Source organism: Acetobacter syzygii, assembly GCF_000964225.1.
GTDB lineage: Bacteria > Pseudomonadota > Alphaproteobacteria > Acetobacterales > Acetobacteraceae > Acetobacter > Acetobacter syzygii.
The window spans coordinates 66,017-83,846 of sequence record NZ_BAMZ01000009.1 but is presented as its reverse complement, the minus strand read 5'-3'; the positions used below and the strand labels follow the sequence as shown (position 1 = coordinate 83,846).

Annotated in this window: 18 protein-coding genes; 8 read left to right on the top strand and 10 right to left on the bottom strand. The window is 58.4% G+C overall.

Annotated elements, in window-relative coordinates; genetic code table 11:
* Positions 1–134 precede the first annotated feature (134 nt).
* The gene (gene acs, locus Absy_RS04220) at positions 135–2,078 is read left to right on the top strand and encodes an acetate--CoA ligase (protein ID WP_146802561.1); all 1,944 of its coding nucleotides are present in this window, start codon (positions 135–137) and stop codon (positions 2,076–2,078) included.
* A 33-nt stretch (positions 2,079–2,111) separates the two neighbouring features.
* On the opposite strand, the gene Absy_RS04215 is transcribed toward acs, so the two are convergent.
* Positions 2,112–2,375 carry a DUF1653 domain-containing protein gene (locus Absy_RS04215; protein WP_048853488.1) on the bottom strand — a complete coding sequence of 88 codons (264 nt, stop codon included), beginning with the start codon at positions 2,373–2,375 and terminating at the stop codon, positions 2,112–2,114.
* A 65-nt stretch (positions 2,376–2,440) separates the two neighbouring features.
* Between Absy_RS04215 and Absy_RS04210 the strand changes: the two genes are divergently transcribed.
* Positions 2,441–3,010: a hypothetical protein gene (locus Absy_RS04210; protein ID WP_146802565.1), complete on the top strand. Its 570-nt coding sequence runs from the start codon at positions 2,441–2,443 to the stop codon at positions 3,008–3,010.
* Positions 3,011–3,015: 5 nt separating this feature from the next.
* Complete coding sequence (locus Absy_RS04205; protein WP_048853486.1) at positions 3,016–3,312, top strand: hypothetical protein; 297 nt, start codon at positions 3,016–3,018, stop codon at positions 3,310–3,312.
* A gap of 39 nt (positions 3,313–3,351) precedes the next feature.
* Here Absy_RS04205 and Absy_RS04200 read toward each other — a convergent pair whose 3' ends face one another.
* Positions 3,352–4,314: an SAM-dependent methyltransferase gene (locus Absy_RS04200; RefSeq protein ID WP_048853485.1), complete on the bottom strand. Its 963-nt coding sequence runs from the start codon at positions 4,312–4,314 to the stop codon at positions 3,352–3,354.
* Complete coding sequence (locus Absy_RS04195; protein WP_084596880.1) at positions 4,311–4,697, bottom strand: DUF423 domain-containing protein; 387 nt, start codon at positions 4,695–4,697, stop codon at positions 4,311–4,313. Before Absy_RS04195 ends, Absy_RS04200 begins: the two co-directional genes overlap by 4 nt.
* Before the next feature lie 139 nt (positions 4,698–4,836).
* Between Absy_RS04195 and Absy_RS04190 the strand changes: the two genes are divergently transcribed.
* From Absy_RS04190 to Absy_RS04180, 3 genes are all read left to right on the top strand, one after another.
* Complete coding sequence (locus Absy_RS04190; RefSeq protein ID WP_048853484.1) at positions 4,837–5,421, top strand: cob(I)yrinic acid a,c-diamide adenosyltransferase; 585 nt, start codon at positions 4,837–4,839, stop codon at positions 5,419–5,421.
* 249 nt (positions 5,422–5,670) lie between these two features.
* Positions 5,671–6,330, top strand: coding sequence for a hypothetical protein (locus Absy_RS04185; RefSeq protein WP_048853483.1), 660 nt, complete (start codon positions 5,671–5,673; stop codon positions 6,328–6,330).
* Between the two features lie 31 nt (positions 6,331–6,361).
* Complete coding sequence (locus tag Absy_RS04180) at positions 6,362–6,829, top strand: hypothetical protein (RefSeq protein WP_048853482.1); 468 nt, start codon at positions 6,362–6,364, stop codon at positions 6,827–6,829.
* A gap of 94 nt (positions 6,830–6,923) precedes the next feature.
* Here Absy_RS04180 and Absy_RS04175 read toward each other — a convergent pair whose 3' ends face one another.
* From Absy_RS04175 to cysQ, 4 genes are all read right to left on the bottom strand, one after another.
* Positions 6,924–8,357 carry an FAD-binding oxidoreductase gene (locus Absy_RS04175; RefSeq protein ID WP_048853481.1) on the bottom strand — a complete coding sequence of 478 codons (1,434 nt, stop codon included), beginning with the start codon at positions 8,355–8,357 and terminating at the stop codon, positions 6,924–6,926.
* Positions 8,358–8,414: 57 nt separating this feature from the next.
* Positions 8,415–8,972, bottom strand: a complete 558-nt coding sequence (locus Absy_RS04170; protein ID WP_048853480.1) for a hypothetical protein — start codon at positions 8,970–8,972, stop codon at positions 8,415–8,417.
* A complete protein-coding gene (locus tag Absy_RS04165; protein ID WP_048853479.1) occupies positions 8,969–9,970 on the bottom strand; it encodes an L-threonylcarbamoyladenylate synthase in 1,002 nt (333 codons plus the stop codon). Before Absy_RS04165 ends, Absy_RS04170 begins: the two co-directional genes overlap by 4 nt.
* 108 nt (positions 9,971–10,078) lie before the next feature.
* A complete protein-coding gene (gene cysQ / locus Absy_RS04160; protein WP_048853583.1) occupies positions 10,079–10,849 on the bottom strand; it encodes a 3'(2'),5'-bisphosphate nucleotidase CysQ in 771 nt (256 codons plus the stop codon).
* Between the two features lie 161 nt (positions 10,850–11,010).
* Between cysQ and Absy_RS04155 the strand changes: the two genes are divergently transcribed.
* Entirely contained in the window at positions 11,011–12,486 is a 1,476-nt protein-coding gene (locus tag Absy_RS04155) for a leucyl aminopeptidase (protein ID WP_048853478.1), read from the top strand.
* 56 nt (positions 12,487–12,542) lie between these two features.
* On the opposite strand, the gene Absy_RS04150 is transcribed toward Absy_RS04155, so the two are convergent.
* A complete protein-coding gene (locus Absy_RS04150) occupies positions 12,543–12,989 on the bottom strand; it encodes a DNA polymerase III subunit chi (protein WP_048853477.1) in 447 nt (148 codons plus the stop codon).
* A 99-nt stretch (positions 12,990–13,088) separates the two neighbouring features.
* On the opposite strand from Absy_RS04150, the gene Absy_RS04145 reads away from it, so the two are divergent.
* Positions 13,089–13,943: an aldo/keto reductase gene (locus tag Absy_RS04145; RefSeq protein WP_048853476.1), complete on the top strand. Its 855-nt coding sequence runs from the start codon at positions 13,089–13,091 to the stop codon at positions 13,941–13,943.
* On the opposite strand, the gene Absy_RS04140 is transcribed toward Absy_RS04145, so the two are convergent.
* Complete coding sequence (locus Absy_RS04140) at positions 13,944–15,062, bottom strand: S1C family serine protease (protein ID WP_048853475.1); 1,119 nt, start codon at positions 15,060–15,062, stop codon at positions 13,944–13,946.
* 115 nt (positions 15,063–15,177) lie between these two features.
* Positions 15,178–17,760: an ATP-dependent helicase HrpB gene (gene hrpB, locus Absy_RS04135; RefSeq protein WP_048853474.1), complete on the bottom strand. Its 2,583-nt coding sequence runs from the start codon at positions 17,758–17,760 to the stop codon at positions 15,178–15,180.
* Positions 17,761–17,830 lie beyond the last annotated feature (70 nt).

Here is a 17,830-nt window from a genome sequence, read left to right as displayed (position 1 = left end):
GGTCATGCAGATGGCCAGTCTTTTTTTATGTTCAAATTCGCATATTTTCCACGCATTGGGCCTGTGTATGCCTTTCCTATACAGGCGTGATATGATCAAAGACCATCTGGTTCGGGTGCAAAATAAGAACGTAAATGAAAGGACCAGTCCGAGTGGAAGATATGTTCCCCTGCACGGCGGAGGCAGCCGTCTCTGATCGCTATCTTGATCAAGTGCAGCGTGCGCAACGCGATCCGGAGCACTTCTGGCTATCGCAGGCGCGCCGACTGGTCTGGCATAAAACGCCGTCTCAGGCTTGCCGCTCCGATTTTGGCGGTGATGTCCGTATTGCGTGGTACGAGGATGGTCAGCTTAATGTGGCCGAAAACTGCCTTGACCGGCATGTTCTCAACCAGCCCGACAAGGTGGCTCTGATCTGGGAAGGGCAGGAGGCCGGGCAAAAAGAGGTGCTGACCTACCGCGAACTCCACGCGCAGGTGTGTCGCCTTGCCAATACCCTGCGCAGGTTGGGAGTTGGTCGTGGGGACCGCGTTGCCATCCATCTGCCCATGGTGGCCGAGGGCGTGGTTTCCATGCTCGCCTGTGCGCGTATTGGCGCCATTCATGTTGTGCTGTTTGGCGGTTTTTCGGCTGAAGGTCTGGCCGAGCGGCTTGTGGATAGCGGTGCGGTCGTTGTGATTACGGCCGACGTGGCGCGGCGCGGTGCCAAGGCCATTCCCAGCAAGGTGACCATGGATGAGGCATTGCAGGCCTGTGGTTCAGCTTGCGCTGTGCGGCATGTGCTGGTGGTGCCTGTAACGGGTACGGATGTGCCCATGCAGCCGGGGCGGGACCTGTCCTACGCAGCGGAAGTGGCGATGGAAATACCAGACTGCCCGCCAGAAGTCATGAATGCGTGTGACCCCCTGTTCCTTATGTACACCTCTGGCAGCACGGGTCGGCCAAAAGGCGTTGTGCATGGTACGGGTGGGTATCTGGTCTGGGCATCTTATACGCATGAGGTGGTTTTTGCGGCCCAGCCTAACGATGTTTTCTGGTGCACTGCGGATACAAGCTGGATTACGGGCCATACCTATGTTGTGTACGGCCCCCTGTGCAATGGTGCGACAATCCTGATCTACGAAGGATTACCCTCCTGGCCTGAACCGGGCCGCTGGTGGGATGTGATAGACCGTAATAACGTGAGCGTATTTTATACGTCGCCCACCGTTGTGCGTGCTGCCATGCGCGAAGATGCGAATGTTGTGCGCAGTCGTTCGCTTGCCAGCCTGCGTGTGCTGGGCACTGTGGGGGAACCGATTAGTCCTGAAGCATGGCAGTGGTTCCATGATGAGGTCGGCCGCAAGTGCTGTCCGGTGGTGGATACATGGTGGCAGACCGAGACTGGAGGCGTCATGATTACCGCCAGTGCCGGACAGGTGCCGGGCAAACCGGGTGCTGCTGGCCTTCCGTTGCCGGGGGTAGAGGCGGTGCTGGTGGAAGCCCAGACCCAGACCGAAGTCACTGGTGCAGGGGATGGCCTGCTGTGCATGAACCGCTCATGGCCGGGGCAGGCCATGACCTTGTGGCAGGACCATGCACGTTTTCGCCAGACCTATTTTACCACATGCCCCGGACGTTATTTTTCGGGCGATGGTGCCCGGCGCGAGGCAGATGGTTATGTCTGGATTACGGGGCGGGTGGATGATGTGGTCAATGTCTCTGGCCACCGGATTGGCACGGCAGAAATTGAAGACGCCGTTGCGACCGATGCCGAGGTTGTGGAAAGTGCCGCTGTTGGCGTGCCACATGACCTCAAAGGGCAGGGGCTGGTTGTGTTTGTTGTGCCACGCAGGGACGGGAGTCTGGACCCCGCCGTCGTACGCCGCGCCATTGCTGATGGTGTAGGCCGTTACGCGGTGCCCGAACAGATTTACGTTGTGCGCGATCTGCCTAAAACCCGTTCTGGCAAGATTGTGCGCCGCCTGCTGCGCAAGATTGCTGCGCATGATCTGGACAATCTGGGGGATTTATCCACCTTGTCAGACCCGGATATTGTGCACGAAATTATGGTACAGGTTGCCGGGCAGGCAGGCTAGGCTGCCTGTTATGGGGCGTATGGGTGGTCTTGCCTATACGCCACGGTTTTTTTGTTCATCCTCACCAATATACGCAAAGCGTGGCACGCCATTTACGCTTTGCTGCCACATGCTCAGGGGGCGCACCCAGTAGCTCCCCAGAGCCTCGCTCCGGTAAGTTACCAGCCACTCCTCGGTCTCGCTGTGCTGCCCTACACAGATTACGGTGTATAAACCGCCTTTATAATGGCGGTAGAGACCGGGGCGGGGGTGTTCGGTCTGCTCATTTGTGGCATTTTGGCTTGTCTGTTCGGACATGCTTGGGGTCTACTCCATAGAGTATGTGTTGCTCAGGATCTTACAAATTAAGGAATGCGCGCTTGATGCATCGTGTGGGGTTGTATTGTGTGCTGGCAGGCTTGTCATGCGTTGTTCCCGGTTATGCAGTTGCACATGCCGCAACGCACAGCCAGCGTGGAGGGGCTGCACACACCAAAGGTGAACCCGTAGTGCTTACCGCCCAGCGCGGCACGGAACTGGACCATGCCGCCAGATTGCTCAATGCGGATGATCTGGCGGCTGCCGCACGGCATAAGGACAGGCCACTGGTGCTGGTTGGCTCCGCTCCCTTGTCTGCCAATGGTAAAAACATGGGGCTTTTTGTACAGGTTCAGGCCGCCAGCCTTTGCGGGTCGGCTGGGTGCTCAACAGATGTGTATCTTATGCGCCATGGCCAGTGGACCAAAGTTCTGGATTCCGTAAGTGGTCCGGTGGAACTGTTGCCAACCACCCATGGTGGTATGAAGGATATACTGGTTGATGGGTCTGACCGTTGGGTATGGAAGAAAAATACCTATGTGGATACGCTGGTCGCGCCGGACGTGCCGGGGCTAAAAGCATCTGTGCAGAAGCATCAGGCCCAGATGCGCAAACACTCCAGTAGCAGCCGGTAACCGGTATGGCGCAAGAGGATGGCAGCATTGGGCGTACCCTGCTTAAAACAGGTGCCACCGTAGGGCTGACTGCGGCTCTGGTGTTGCTGCTCCGCTGGGTGCTGAGCATTCTCCCCCGGTTGGACAGCCTGACAGGTAGCCATGTGGGGGGTGATATTCTGCATTTTCTGGCATCGGACGGACAGGCTCAAACGCAAAAAACAGTTGCCATTGTTCTTATGGTTCTGTGCTTTGGTGTGGCTGTGTTGCTGGTGCACATTCTGGAACGCCTGCTCCAGCGTGGAACGACCAGACGTTCCTGAACAGGGGTATTGAACCCCTGCTAAACGCTGCTGATAAAATCAGAATGCGTTGGGAGGGAGGGGGGACTGGCCTTTAAGAGCAGCTTCCTGGGACCAGAAAAATGTCAGCTCATGTTTGTTGTGGGCAAGGTGCGCCAGTGCGCCACCGGGTATGGCTTCAAACGCTGCAACGGTTTCGTGGTCTGTATCGCCTTGGAATTTGACGGTCAGAACAATATTTTTGGTCTGCCCGGATTCAATCCATGCGCGGGTTAAGCGCAGAAGGCGCTGGGGGTAGGCTATAATATCGGAAAAAACCCAGTCTACAGCAGCGAGTTGCTTGGGGTCTAACCCAAAGGCACTGGCCTGTTCAAAGCAAACGCCGGGCATGGCGGCAACGGAGGGTGCCAGAGGTGCCCGGTCAAACGCGGTAACCTGCGCGCCAAGGGTTGCCAGCGCCCACGTCCAGCCCCCCGGTGTTGCCCCCAGATCATAACAGCGCTCGCCCGCAACTGGCCAGCGCCCAAGGCGGGTACATGCTTCCCAGAGTTTTAAATAAGCGCGGGATGGAGGATCCGTCCTGTTTTCCACAAACTCTGGAGCACCATTAACGAACGGGCTGCTTTTTGTGGCGGAGAACAGCATGGTGGACGTGTTGAGCAAGGTCCATGCCCCAAGTGGGCTGGTGGGAGTGTGCGCAGGAAAAACAAGAGGTGCAGCTTTGACAGGCGGCAGCTTTTGCACAATCAGCCCGGCACGGCGGAAGCAGTCTGCGGCATACAGGCTCCAGTTACGCTGGATGGCGCGCAGCGTATCGGACGCATCGCGGATGGATTGGATGTTAACCTTTTGCGGAGCAGTCCATATATCCAGCGCCCATGGAGAATAAACCGGCTTTTGGGAGGAAAGTGCGAGCATTCCATGCCACTGCGTTACCGTAACGCCACGGAGCAGTAGGTCCTCTTGCAGAACGTGCTTTAGCCCATCGGCAGCCAGCCATGCGGCCTGTATGCTTGCGCTCATGCCCGGCGCATCCAGCCTGCAGCCAGCACCAGCCACGAGCCAATAAGAATGCTGCCGCCAGTTGGCGCAATGTGGCTGCCGTGGTGGCCTGTAAAGGCCGTGTCATACACACCGGCGCAAAACAGGGATGTTCCCACCACAACACCACAGCCCCCGGCAAGGAGCAGGCGGTTGGTGCGCTGGGCCAGCCCAAGCCCCAGTGCCACAAGGGCAATGCCCTGCCACATTTGCATATCCATGGCGCTGCGTGCCATGGCTCTTCCGCCTTCAGCAAAATGGGCATCGGGCAGATGGGCGGTCAATGCGCCCATAATTGTCCCGGTTGCAACAAAGAGTGCACCACAGATGCACCACAGGCGTGTAAGGAAGGGTCCAGTCAGCATAGATGGTGTATAGGCGTCTCTGCACCAAACGGGAATAGCGCGTAAGGTGCGCCACCCGTAATTCTGCCGGTGCAACGGGGGGTGGCGTTGTGCGTTTTTGCCGAATGGCGGAATATTTCAGTACCTAAAGGGGCATGTCATGGCCATACGGATTGATAAGGTGGTGACCCGTGGGGGCGATGGCGGACAGACATCGCTCGGTGATGGAACACGTGTTGCCAAGGATGAAGCCCGGATAGAGGTGCTTGGCACACTGGACGAGGTTAACGCCCTGATCGGTCTGGTGCAGGCCCACACACCGGACGGAAAAAGTGTGGCGCACCAGTTGAGTGCGGTGCAGAATTTACTGTTTGATATGGGGGCGGATATTTGCCTGCCGGAAGAAGGCCCAATGGCCGACCGTGCACATCGGGTGGAAGAAAGTGCCCTGTTGGTTATTGAAAGCAGAATAGAAGAATTGCGTGCCGCCCAAACGCCACTGGCCGGGTTTGTGCTGCCTGGTGGTTCCGTGGCGGCAGCATGGGCGCACCTGGCGCGTACACAGGTCCGCCGGGCCGAGCGGCGTATGGTGGCTTTGGCCCGGCAGGAGCGTGTTAATCCGGTTTTGTTGAAATTACTGAACAGATTATCTGATTACTTTTTTGTTCTTGCCCGTCATTTTAATCATGATGGACAGACGGATGTTGTGTGGCAACCTGTACCAAATGGCAAAAAAGAGCTGTAGGGTAGACAACCCCTTGGAAAAAGCAGGGGGGTGTGGTAGACGGACTGGCAGCAGACATTGCCTGCGCGGCAATGTGTAAAATACCTTAGCTGCCGGTGCTGCGACCATTTCTCTGTTTTTATCATGTGTTTGGTAACAAGGCAGGTGCCTTAAACCTGTTTTTGACCAGACCTTAGTAAAAAAGTCGAATCGGTTTTCTGGCAGCTTATAAACAGACCATAAAATATCTGAAACGTGACATCTGAATTCATGAATACATCATCTTTTCTGTCTTCCCCCGTAGTAGACAGGGATAATGAGGAAGGGCTGGAAGAAGCGTCCATGCGTAATGCGCTGGAACGCCTTGGCCATTCCGCCCGTTCCCGTTCGTCTGCTCCTCCGCAGCCTCGCCCTGCTGCTGAAAATACCAATAACAAGCGCCGCCGCTTTGTGCGTGATGGCGAAGTGCAGGTGGAAAAACACTCCCTTGCCCGCACAACGCCGCGTACAGTGGCCATGCCCCGTGTGGCAGGGACCTCCCGCGCTGTGCATTTTAATGAAGAAGATAACAGCGAGCTTTCCCGCCTGCGCCGCCAGTTGGCGGAAGAAAAACTGCGGGTGGAAGAAAGCGAACGCCAGTTGGCGGACATGCAGGCAACCCAGCGCGGGTTAACGACCCGTATTGGCCATGCAGATGCCCTGATTGCCGAACAGAAAAACAAACTGGCTGAGCGGGATGCCGAACTGGCCAATGCCGGGCGCGAAATTCGTGCCGGACGCCGCCAGATGGAAGAACTGGAAGCCGAAGTGGCAAACCTGCGCCGCCAGCTGGAGGCCAAACCACGCGGGCGTCCGCGCAAGGAACCGGAAGTGGTAGAGGTTGCAGGTCATGAGGACGAGCCACAGCCCGTTAAATGGTGGAAGGACTAACCCCTGACTGTGTGGCTAGGGGTTTATCCTCATGAAAAATAATACCGTCACCCCAGCACTGGCCCTTCTGGTTCTGGATGTTGCACTTGGGGTGGCGTGTGTGCTGCTACCCCCTGTTGTTATGGGCTTTGTGGGGCTGCTGCGCGAAGTGTTTGGCGTTCTTGTGCTGCCGTTCAGCTTTTTGTTTGGGCTGGCGGGCTGGTCATCAGACCTTTCCTCCCTGTCCAGTATGCATGATGGGTTGGTGCCGGTAACCACAACACACCCGCTGTATGCGATTATGGCTGCCGGATTGCTGGGGGTGGGGGGCGTGTGCTCCGTGCTGGCGTGCAATGCGCCCGAAGGCGCAAAGCTGGAACGGGCGATTGCACCTGTTCTGACTGCCCTTGCTATTGTAATGGCTGGCTGGGACCCCGGATTAATTGTTGTTCCGGCGTTTATTTTGCAAATTCTGTGTTTTTGGTACCCAACACTGAGTTTTTCTTTTCGTCGCCCATAAATATCTTGCCGTGCAGGGCTTTGCACTTGGCGTATGTTTGCGCAGCGACCACCAGAAAAAGGACTATTCTTCCGGTGGTCGTCAGGCAGTCTGATCAGGCGGGGGGTAAGACCTTGCCCGGGTTCATCAGGTTCTGCGGGTCAATGGCTGCTTTAATCCGGCGCATGGTCTGCAGTTCTGCACCACCACGCCAGGATGGCATCATATAGGTTTTAAGTTGGCCTACGCCATGCTCGGCGGAAAAAGACCCATCCAGCATACGCACGACTTCGGCCACGGTATCCATAATGGCGTGATCCTGTGCCAGAAATGCAGCGGCATCCGCACCTTCTGGCTGCACCAGATTAAAGTGGATATTCCCATCCCCAATGTGACCAAAGGGGGCTACCCGGATACCGGGAATAAGAGCCTCACAGGCTTTGGTGGCTTTTTCAATAAACTCCGGTATGGCTGCCAGCGGAACGGAAATATCGTTTTTAACAGAGGCACCAGCCCGTTTCTGGGCTTCGGCATGTTCCTCGCGGATCATCCATAGACCTTGGCGCTGGCTTTCGCTTTCGGCCAGAACGGCGTCTGTGACCAGTCCTTCTTCCAGCGCGTTGCCCAGCACGTTTTCCATAAGGCTACGCAGGCTATCATCTCCACGGGGGCTGGCGAGTTCCACCAGCACATAGGCCGGAGCCGGAGCCTCCAGAGGCAGGCTTGCGCCTTCGATCAGGGCGTTAACCAGCGCCATGGATGTGCCAGACATATATTCAAACGCATGAATGGCGGAAGGGTCCTGTTTACGGAATGCCGCAAACAGGTCCAGAGCACCTTGGGTATTTTCCACCGCGCAAAGAGCCGTCTCGCGCGAGCGGGGGGCGGGCTGTAGTTGAATAACCGCCTGCGTAATAAGGCCCAGTGTACCTTCCGACCCTACAAGTAACTGGCGCAGGGCATAACCGGTGTTGTCTTTGCGCAGCTTGCGCATAAGGTCCAGCACACTGCCATCGGGCAGTACGGCCTTCAGGCCAAGGGCCAGTTCCCGTGCATTTCCATAACGCACCGTGTTGTTGCCGCCTGCATTGGTTGCCAGAATACCACCAATATCCGCCGACCCTTCGGAAGAGATGGATAGGGGGAGCAGCAAACCCTGCGCACTGGCTGCATCTTGTGCTGCTTTAAGGGTCACACCTGCATCTACGGTCATGCTCAGGTCTGCATGGTCAATGCTGTGGATCTGGTTCATGCGGGTGGTGGAAATAACAACCGCCTGCCCGGTTGCATCCGGGGTTGCGCCACCAACCATGCTGGTGTTTCCACCCTGCGGCACCATGGGCACATTGTATTCGTGGCACAGGGCAATGACTTTTGCACATTCTTCGGTATTGGCAGGGCGCAGCACGGCTGCGCAGCGGCCATGGTAAAGTGCGCGCCAGTCCACGCAAAAGGCTTCTGTATCCGCAGGGTTGGTCAGCACGCCTGATGGACCAAGAATTTGCACCAGCGCATCATGGAGGGGCGGGGCAAGGGGCGTTTGTGGCATGGCTCTGGTTTTCCCTGCAAAAGCACAAAAAGACAAAAAAGGCCGACTGGCAGCCCTTTAGTAAAGATAATGCGTGTTATCGGCTACAGTATGGGCGGGTGCGGGGCGCAGGACATGCGCCGCCTGCGACCCGGCAACGCCAACCAGCAAGCCAACAAGCAGACTAATGGCAATGGTTACCGGCTTTTTGTTGCGTGCGCTGGACTGGAGTGTTGCCAGATGAGTCTGGAGTTCCGCGCGGGATTTCTGGGTCAGGTAAAGTTCGGATTTGAGCGTTTCGTTCTGCGAGTGGGCAACCCGTAAGTTGCGGTCCAGCCGGGTAATGCTATCGGCCATTTCGCGCAGTTGTATGCGGTACTGGTCAGGCATGTCCGTAGATTTGGCCTTGCTGGCCGAGGCCCGTGTGCTGGCTTGCCGTGCCGCAGTTTTTGCTTTGGACGGGTTGGCCGCAATGGTCTGGAACAGGTTTTTGAGGGCACCACCTGTTGTGCTGTTTTTGCGGGCCCGGTTACGCAGGGCCTGCAAGGCATTGTCCGACTGACCGGGGTGCTCCTCAAGCACCAGAGCCAGAATGTCCGATAGGATTTTGAGTTCCTTGGGGTCAATCTCGGTCATGGAATGCTCCCCTGTGTGCCGTTTTGCGGGCGGGGGGCGGCAGCGCGGTTCAAACGGTCCTGAATGGCGCGGCCCAGACCGTACTGGGGAATGGGCTGCACGGCAATGCGGCTTAACCCTAATGCCTGCCCTTCCTGGTCGAGTGTACGCAGGCCGGTAAACAGCCGTGCTGCGGCCTCTTCCAGATTACCTCTGGTGCTCAGGTTCCATACAAGGGGAGCCTGAGTGGCACGGGGTGCGCCAAAGGCCAGCAGAGCCTCATCCGCCTGAACATGCAGGGCATCAAGCCTGACGGGGAGGTGCGGGGCGTAATGCGAGATCATACGGCCGGGGGAATGGGGGGCTACATCATGCGTGGTCTGCGGCAGGTTTATCTGCGGGCAGATGGCCTGCAGCTCTTCCAGCGTTACACCACCGGGGCGCAGCAGGCATGGGTTTTGTGGGTCTGTCAGGTCCACCACGGTGCTTTCCAACCCAACGGTGCAGGGGCCACTGTCCAGCACGGCGTCTATTCTGCCGTCGAGTTCTTCCAGCACATGTGCGGCATCAACCGGGCTGATACGGCCAGAGCGATTGGCGGAAGGGGCCGCTATGGGGCGGTCCACCAGTTCCAGCAATGCGCGGGCGACCTCATTGGCAGGCACACGCACGGCCAGACTGGACAATCCATCGGCCGCCAGATCGCTAATAATGCAACCCGGCGCACGGGGGAGAATAAGTGTGAGCGGTCCGGGCCAGAAGGTCTGCGCCAACCGCAGGGCCAGCGGATTTGGCACAACCTGCGTAAAAGCTGCCTGAGCATGGGCAAAGTGGCTGATCAGCGGGTTAAAGCGGGGCCTGTTCTTGGCTTCAAAAATACGGGCTACAGCCTCCGGCTGGCTGGCGTCCGCACCAAGCCCGTAAACGGTTTCCGTGCCAAACGCCACAAGGCCGCCAGCACGGAGTATGCTTGCGGCTGTGGCAATGCCGCTTTCGGTGGCATCCAGACGTCTGGTCATGGTTTTCTCATGGCAACAGGGTGCAATCCGTAGGCCGATCAGTGAGGCTGGCAGTGTTTTGGCAACAGGAGCACCCTGCGTAAAGAGGCTACGGCGGGGCTACCCTGTTTATCGTGTTCCGGTACAGACAAAAGGTGGGTTTTTCCAGCCTGCCTTGCCGTAAATAAGGGGTGCGCCATCAAGGAGAGTAATATGGCCACCTGCGGCTTCCACAATGGCCTGCGGGGCAGCCGTATCCCACTCCATGGTTGGGCCAAGGCGGGGGTACAGGTCCACCAGCCCTTCCGCAACACGTGCAAATTTTACTGCCGAGCCAATATTGCCCAAATGCGCAATGGGCTGGTTGTTCAGGTATTCGGCCAGACGCGTATCATCCGCATGATGGCGCGATGCCAGAACAGTCAGCCCTTCCGCAGGGGGCTTGCGTGTATGAATGGCCTGTGTGCCCTGCTTGTCCGTGCGGTGTGCGCCAAGTCCCACGCCTCCGGTATAGAGCTGGTGGTAGGCTGGCAGGGCCATTGCGCCCAGCACGGCATGGCCATCACGAACAAGACCGATGTTAACAGTAAAATCATCCCGTCCGGCGGCAAACTCCCGCGTGCCATCCAGCGGGTCCACCAGCCAGTAGGATGGCGTGGCTGAGGCCTGCAGACCAGCGGCAACTTCTTCTTCCGCAATAACGGGAATGTAGGGTGTTGCCGCGCGTAGCCCCCGCAGGATGTGGGCTTCCGCAGCGTGGTCCGCCTCCGTTACCGGGGAGGAGTCGGTCTTGGTCACGGTTTCAAAACCACGCGCACGGATGGTACGGATGATTTCGGCGGCTTCATCGGCCAGTCTGGCGGCAAGAGCCAGCAGGTCTTTATCTGCAAGGATGGTCATGCTCCTAGCATACGCCAGCTTGGGGCTGCCGTCATGCCCTGTCATGCGTTCCTGCGTGTTTATCGTGCAATATGGGAATGCGGGTCTGTGTGGCTATTGCCAAGACAGGGAGGGAGACTTAGGCAGAAAAGATGTGGTTTTCAGGGAGATCGGTCAGAACCATGCTACAGATTTCATTTTCCACCCAGACACAGCCCACAGGTGGCGCGCTGGCTATTCTGGTGCCCGAAGGTGACGCGCGGTCTGCGGTTTTTCACGCAGTTGATAAGGCAACCCATGGCGCATTAAGCCGCAGCGCCGAAGCGGACGGGTTTAAGGGTAAGGATGGAACAAGCTGTGTTGTTCTGGCTCCCTCTGCCCAGTTTGAACGCGTTGTGCTGGTCGGGCTTGGCAAATCTGCCGATGTGGATGCCTGGGTGGCGGAAAAGGCCGGTGGTCTTGCTGCATCGCTGTTAAGCCGTGCGCCCGCTGCCGCTCTGGCTGTGGGCGATTTGTCCGGCGAGCTGGCTGCCCATGTGGCGCTGGGTGCGGTTCTGGGGGCTTACCATTTTGGTCTGTACCAGAAAACCGCGGCTGAAGAGGATAAAAAACACCGGCTGGCCGATCTGGCCGTACTGGGCGAGCACGCAAGCGTATCCGAAGCACTGTGGCCTTCCCTGCAGGCTGTGGCGCGCGGCGTCGTGCTGACGCGTGACCTGGTGAGCGAACCGGCCAACGTGCTGACCCCGGCAGAATTTGCCGAACGTGCGACGACCCTGCGTGCCCATGGGCTGGAAGTGGAAGTCATGGACCGTGCCGCCATGACCACGCTGGGCTTTGGTGCTCTGCTTGGTGTGGCACAGGGCAGTGCGAATGAGCCGCGCATGGTTGTAATGCGCTGGAACGGCGGCAAGGAAGGCGAGGCTCCTCTGGCCTTTGTGGGCAAGGGGGTTACTTTTGACTCGGGTGGTATTTCCATCAAACCCGCCGCTGGCATGGAAGACATGAAGTGGGATATGGCCGGGGCTGCCACGGTGACCGGGCTTATGACCACACTGGCGCTGCGCAAGGCTGCGGTTAACGCGGTCGGTCTGGTTGGTCTGGTCGAAAACATGGTGTCCGGCACAGCCCAGCGTCCGGGGGATGTGGTGCGCAGTGCATCTGGCCAGACGATTGAAGTGCTGAATACCGATGCCGAGGGCCGTTTGGTTCTGGCCGATGTGCTGTGGTATGCGCGCGACCGCTTTGCCCCTCGCCTCATGGTGGATCTGGCGACCCTGACCGGGGCGATCATTGTTGGGCTTGGTCATGAATACGCAGGCCTGTTCTCCAATGATGATGCACTGGCCGTTGGTCTGGCAGATGCCGGTGCCTTTACGGGGGAAAAGCTGTGGCGGATGCCTATGGGCAAGGAATATGATGCCCTGCTGAAGTCCGATATTGCGGATATGCAGAACATTAGTGGCGGCCGTGCAGGCGGTTCCATTACCGCGGCACAGTTCCTCAAGCGTTTTGTGGGTGAAACACCTTGGGCCCATCTGGACATTGCCGGTGTGGCATGGGCCAGCAAAGCCAAAAACGGTCAGCCTAAAGGGGCAACCGGCTTTGGTGTACGTCTGCTTGACCGCTTTGTGCGCAATGGGTTTGAGCAGGGCTAATTCCTGCCCGATATTCCAGCCTGCCCGCAGGGCCGGGCAGGCTGGGTCTTATTAACTTAACGTGCCCGCTTCCAGCCTTTCTCTTCCTGCCGCCAGTAAGCCAGATCATGTCCGGCTTTTTGGGCCTGTGCCCATCGTTTCCGTGCGGCGGCAACTGCGGTCTCGTCATGACCATCAAACAGATCGAATATCCGCTCAAACTGCTCTGGCTCCGCGCATTCCCTGTTTTGCGTTAAAAACAGAAAACGCCCCTCATTAGGGTGGTCATCCCCCGTGCTTAGCCAGATGGGTTGCAGGTCCGGGCAGGCAATGCCTGCGCTGCCATGGGGTAGCCACCGTGGGGTGGAAACCTGCCAAAGCGCTTTATCCAACTCATCCAGCAAGGCTTTGTCCGTGCACCAGACTACGGCTTTTTGCCCGCTTTCCAGCGTACGGGAGAGCAATACGGGCAGGGCTTCGGTCAAGCTGGTGCGGGTCAGGTGGTAAAAGCCGATCTGGGTCATATATCCCCTATAACAGAGTCTTGCCATGGAGCGGAAAAGAACTCGAACCAAACGTTCCATGTTGCCGTATGGTGCGTTAGCACAAGGAGAAACCCGACAATGGCCACAACCGTAACCCTGTCTGATGGTACAGTTCTGCCCGCACTGGGGGTGGGGACATGGAACATGGGCGATTCCACCACCCGAAGGGAGGAGGAAATAGCAAGCCTGCGCTATGCGATTGACCATGGCGTACAGGTCGTGGACACGGCAGAAATGTATGGGAATGGCCGCTCGGAAATACTGGTGGGGGAGGCTATTGCCCCCATGCGCAAGCGGGTTTTTCTGGTTAGCAAGGTTCTGCCTACCAACGCCACGGCCAAAGCCGTTGCACAAAGCTGCCGCCGTTCACTCAAACATCTGGGAACAGACTGGCTGGATCTTTACCTGCTGCACTGGCGGGGTCATGTGCCTTTGGCCGAAACCGTGGAGGCTTTTCGCACACTCCAGCACGAAGGTCTGATCCGGCATTGGGGTGTTTCCAACTTTGATACGGACGATATGCAGGACCTGCAGCGCTGTTCTGGTGTGGGGGAGTGCGCGGTTAATCAGGTGCTTTACAGTCTGGAGCATCGGGGGGTCGAATATGACCTGCTTGCAGCAGATCAGCAGCGGCAGGTTGTAACCATGGCTTATTCTCCCATCGGGCAGGGTGGGGCTTTGCTGGCAAACCCTGCACTGGGGCAGGTTGCTGCGCGCCATGCAACATCGCAGGGCAAGGCAACACCCGCACAGGTTGCGTTGGCATGGGTGCTACGCCAGCCCAACATGCTGGCCATCCCCAAGGCGGGAACGGTTGAGCACATGCGCCTTAATCTGGCTGCGGGGGAACTGGTGTTAACGGAGCAGGATCTGGCCGAACTGGATGCAGCGTTTGCGCCGCCTGTGCGCAAGGAAGCGCTGGCCATGATCTGATCAATGAAAACCGCCATCCTCGGATATGGGGCGTAGACCCACGCGTATGCTCAGGGTCTGGGGGTGGTTGTTTCGTAGAATGGCCAGTGTTGCATTGCTCCCCGGCTTAGCGGCGGCAATCGCACGGATCATGGCGCGGGCTGTATCCACATGCTCCCCATTAAGCATGGTAATAATATCCCCCTTGCGCAAGCCGCCGCGCGCTGCCGGGCTGTCGCGGTCCACTTCCGTTACCTTGGTGCCATTATGAATCGCCACATCATCCAGGGTGGCTCCTAGCCAGCCGCGGTCTATGTGCCCGGTCTGGCGCAGGGTTTCCACAATAGGGATAACAATTTCGGATGGAATGGAAAATCCAAGTCCGACCGACCCCCCTGTGGGGGAAACAATGGCCGTATTCAGGGCAACCACCTGCCCGGCAAGGTTAAAGGTTGGTCCTCCTGAATTGCCGGGGTTGATTGGTGCGTCGAGCTGCAAAAAATCATCAAACGGGCTGGCTCCTATGTCCCGCCCGCGGGCGGACACAATGCCAGCGGTCACGGAAGATCCCAGACCAAACGGATTGCCTGCCGCCATAATCCAGTCCCCGACCTGCACCTGTCGGCTATCGCCCCATTCCACAAATGGCAGGGGATCAGGGCTGATGATTTTGATAACGGCAATATCCGTCAGCGGGTCCACGCCTACAAGCGTTGCAGTAAATTCCTTTCCGCTGGCAAGGGAGACGGTAATGGTGTCCGCATCTTCCACCACATGGCCATTGGTTACAATGATACCGCTGGGAGCAATAAGGAACCCCGACCCCGCTTCCAGAAGCTCATCTCCATGGTGGCGCATCCGCTCGCGGTAGCGCCGTTCCAGTGGTGTGCCCTTAACCGAGGAGGGAAGCTTGTGGTGGTTGTCTGCTGCAAAATCATCCCGGGTCACGGCAATGTTCACCACGGCAGGCACAACTTTGCGCACAAGGGGCGCAAAGCTGACTGGCCCAGCCACAACAAGGGGGACTGCCGGAGCAAATGGGGGAAGGGTATCCGCCCGTGCGGCATCGTTGCTCAGGAGCGATGTGCAGCACAGGTAAGCCAATGCCATGCAGGGTAAGCCGTGCAGCAGTCTGTTCATCAAAATAGTGCCATGGAGCCAAACATATAAACTTTAGGCCATGTTTGGCGGCCTTGTGCAACCATGTTGGACAGCTAAGGCGGGATTTGGAGTTTTTTTAACAGTTCAATGGCATTTATGTCGGGCGTTGCCGGGGTCTGGCAGGGGCAAGGGCCGGGTTTTCCGGCCAGTCATGGCGTGGGTAACGTCCGCGCATATCCCTGCGCATATCGGCCCACCCTCCTTGCCAGAAACCGCCAAGGTCCGCCGTAATCGCCTGTGGTCGCCCAGCGGGGGAGAGCAGGGCCAGACGGAGGGGGACCCGTCCACCAGCCAGCAGGGGTGTCTGGTCTGTGCCAAAAAACACCTGCGCACGTGCCGAAGCCACGGGAACGGGTTGCGTATAATCTACCTCCGCCCGTCCACCGGGGAAGGGGAGGTGGTTGGGGAGTTCCCGGTCCAGCCACTGGCATTGCGCGTAGGTCAAACGGTTACGCAAGAGGGTGTGGATGTCCAGACTTTTCAAGGCTGTAATGGAGGTGCAGCCACCCATGTAAGGGGCCAGCCATTCTTCCACACAGTCTGCCAGCGCGGGGGAGGAAAAATCGGGCCAGACTTGCGCGTTGTCTTCCGTGCACGCATGTCCTTCAGGGAGCGCGTTCATATCCTTGGCGAGCGCTACACGGGCCTGTAACTGTTTGACGGCATCGGTCCAGTCCAATGCTGTTTCCATGTTGTTGCGTGCATGGAGTAACAGGAGCGATTCAGCCTCTTCCGGTTTGACCTTTTCGGTCCTGTCCTTGAGTACAAGGCAGCCAATCCGTGTACGTCTGCGGGCCATAATATTGCCCGATACGGGGTCGAGCGTGGTTTCCACCTGTTCATGGGTGCGGGCGAGCAGGGGGGGCGGCAGGTCGTTAGGGTCCAGTGGCGCCGCCAGACGGATTTCCGCGGCTGTGCGCAGGTGCAGCCCGGCTACAGCCAACAGACGGTGGTGGTTGAGCGCATCATCGCGTTTGAGGCGCGCATTGCTGCCATTAGCCAGCCTGTAGCTGCCGGGTTCCCCCCGGCACAGCGCAATACGGTCTGGAAAACCAGCAGCCAGCAGAGCGGCAGGGTTCCCTTTGGCAGGCAGGGACTGGGGTATTTTCAGGCGGGAGCGGAAGCGCTTTGCCGCCAGCCTTATGCGGCTGAGTGCTGCCCGGTCTGCATCGGGGTGGTCATCTCCTGCAATCAGGTCCAGCCTCAGACCAATATCCGCCGGAGGGGTTGTTGGTGGTCTGCCTTGTGCTGTTTGCCGGGGGCGCAGGGGGTCTCGTTCTTCCAGAAGTGCCGCCATGTCCGCCGCCATTGCGGCTTCTTCTGCCGTACGGGCCGCAAGGAGCATGGCGGCCAGACGTGGATGCGTGCCCAGTTGGGCCATGCTTTTTCCTAGTGTAGTAATTTGCCCCGCCTGATCCAGCGCTCCTAGCTGTTCCAGCAGTTCCCGTGCGGCGGCAACAGCACTGCCCGGTGGCTGGTCCGGTAGGGGGAGCGGGTCTGTGGTGCCAACTGTGTCGGCCCATAGGGCTGTTGCCAGCACATAGTCCGCCAGATCGGCTTCCAAAATTTCTGGGCGGTCATGTTGGGGCATAGCGCGCTGGGTATGGGCGCTCCATAAGCAGTAGGCTGTTCCTGGTGCTTCGCGCCCTGCACGGCCAGCACGCTGGCGGGCTGCTGCCTTGGAAATACGCAGGGTTTCCAGGCGTGAAAGGCCAGCACCGGCATCAAACCGTGGCGCACGGCGGTAGCCGCAATCGACTACAACGCGCACGCCCGGCACAGTGAGCGATGTTTCTGCAATGGATGTTGCCAGAATAACCCGGCGCTCTCCCTCTGTTGCGGGGCGCAGAACACGGGCCTGCTCGGCAGGGTGCAGTTCCCCATGCAATGGAAGGACGGTGGCGTTAACCCCTTCCAGCAACTGGGCTGTGCGGCGTATTTCCCCCGTGCCGGGTAAAAAAGCCAGAATATCGCCAGTTGTGTCGGCCAATGCCTGCCGTATGCCTGTGGCAGTCGCAGGGGCAATATCCCGCAAAGTCGCAATGTCTTTTTTGGCATGGTGTATATCCAGCCCGAACATGCGGCCTTCGCTGGTTAGGACCGGAGCATTCATCAGACTTGCCAGCCGTTGGGTTTCGGCTGTGGCGGACATGGCGACAAGGCGTAAATCTGGACGCAGGGTCCGCTGGAGATCAAGGCAGAAAGCCAGAGCCAGATCGGCTTCCAGCGAGCGTTCATGCACTTCGTCCAGAATAACACAGGCAACGTCCTCCAGCATGGGGTCTCCCAGCAGGCGGCGTAAAAATAGTCCTTCGGTCAGCACTTCAATCCGTGTGCGGGCGGATACGGCACTTTCTATGCGGGTGCGAAACCCCACAAATCCCCCCACATCCTCCCCAATAAGGGTGGCAATGCGCTGGGCAGCGGCCCGCGCAGCAAGCCTGCGCGGTTCAAGCATGATGATGCGCCCACGCTCGCCCCGCCATGTGCAGGCGGCCAGTACAGGTGGGATGGATGTTGTTTTACCCGCCCCCGGTGGGGCGACCACAATGGCGCTGGCAGGGTGGTCTTGCGTTGGGTCTTTGGCCAGCAGGGCGCAAAGCTCTGGCAGAATTTCCTTGACCGGCAGGCCGTTTGCGATCTGGTCCAGGTTGGGCAAAAGGGGCTGGGTTGTCATGCCCCTCTTATGGCGGTCTGGGGGGCTGGCTGCAATGTCTGACCGTCACGCGCATAACGTGTGCGGTTAT

Excerpts from the sequence above, each read along its gene's own strand:
- Absy_RS04150 (WP_048853477.1), bottom strand. The coding sequence starts at position 12,989 with ATGACCCAGATCGGCTTTTACCACCTGACCCGCACCAGCTTGACCGAA.
- Absy_RS04210 (WP_146802565.1), top strand. The coding sequence starts at position 2,441 with ATGCATCGTGTGGGGTTGTATTGTGTGCTGGCAGGCTTGTCATGCGTT.
- Absy_RS04140 (WP_048853475.1), bottom strand. The coding sequence starts at position 15,062 with ATGAACAGACTGCTGCACGGCTTACCCTGCATGGCATTGGCTTACCTG.
- hrpB (WP_048853474.1), bottom strand. The coding sequence starts at position 17,760 with ATGACAACCCAGCCCCTTTTGCCCAACCTGGACCAGATCGCAAACGGC.
- Absy_RS04145 (WP_048853476.1), top strand. The coding sequence starts at position 13,089 with ATGGCCACAACCGTAACCCTGTCTGATGGTACAGTTCTGCCCGCACTG.
- Absy_RS04215 (WP_048853488.1), bottom strand. The coding sequence starts at position 2,375 with ATGTCCGAACAGACAAGCCAAAATGCCACAAATGAGCAGACCGAACAC.
- Absy_RS04175 (WP_048853481.1), bottom strand. The coding sequence starts at position 8,357 with ATGCCACAAACGCCCCTTGCCCCGCCCCTCCATGATGCGCTGGTGCAA.
- Absy_RS04180 (WP_048853482.1), top strand. The coding sequence starts at position 6,362 with ATGAAAAATAATACCGTCACCCCAGCACTGGCCCTTCTGGTTCTGGAT.
- Absy_RS04185 (WP_048853483.1), top strand. The coding sequence starts at position 5,671 with ATGAATACATCATCTTTTCTGTCTTCCCCCGTAGTAGACAGGGATAAT.
- Absy_RS04190 (WP_048853484.1), top strand. The coding sequence starts at position 4,837 with ATGGCCATACGGATTGATAAGGTGGTGACCCGTGGGGGCGATGGCGGA.
- Absy_RS04200 (WP_048853485.1), bottom strand. The coding sequence starts at position 4,314 with ATGAGCGCAAGCATACAGGCCGCATGGCTGGCTGCCGATGGGCTAAAG.
- Absy_RS04195 (WP_084596880.1), bottom strand. The coding sequence starts at position 4,697 with ATGCTGACTGGACCCTTCCTTACACGCCTGTGGTGCATCTGTGGTGCA.
- Absy_RS04165 (WP_048853479.1), bottom strand. The coding sequence starts at position 9,970 with ATGACCAGACGTCTGGATGCCACCGAAAGCGGCATTGCCACAGCCGCA.
- Absy_RS04205 (WP_048853486.1), top strand. The coding sequence starts at position 3,016 with ATGGCGCAAGAGGATGGCAGCATTGGGCGTACCCTGCTTAAAACAGGT.
- acs (WP_146802561.1), top strand. The coding sequence starts at position 135 with ATGAAAGGACCAGTCCGAGTGGAAGATATGTTCCCCTGCACGGCGGAG.
- Absy_RS04155 (WP_048853478.1), top strand. The coding sequence starts at position 11,011 with ATGCTACAGATTTCATTTTCCACCCAGACACAGCCCACAGGTGGCGCG.
- Absy_RS04170 (WP_048853480.1), bottom strand. The coding sequence starts at position 8,972 with ATGACCGAGATTGACCCCAAGGAACTCAAAATCCTATCGGACATTCTG.
- cysQ (WP_048853583.1), bottom strand. The coding sequence starts at position 10,849 with ATGACCATCCTTGCAGATAAAGACCTGCTGGCTCTTGCCGCCAGACTG.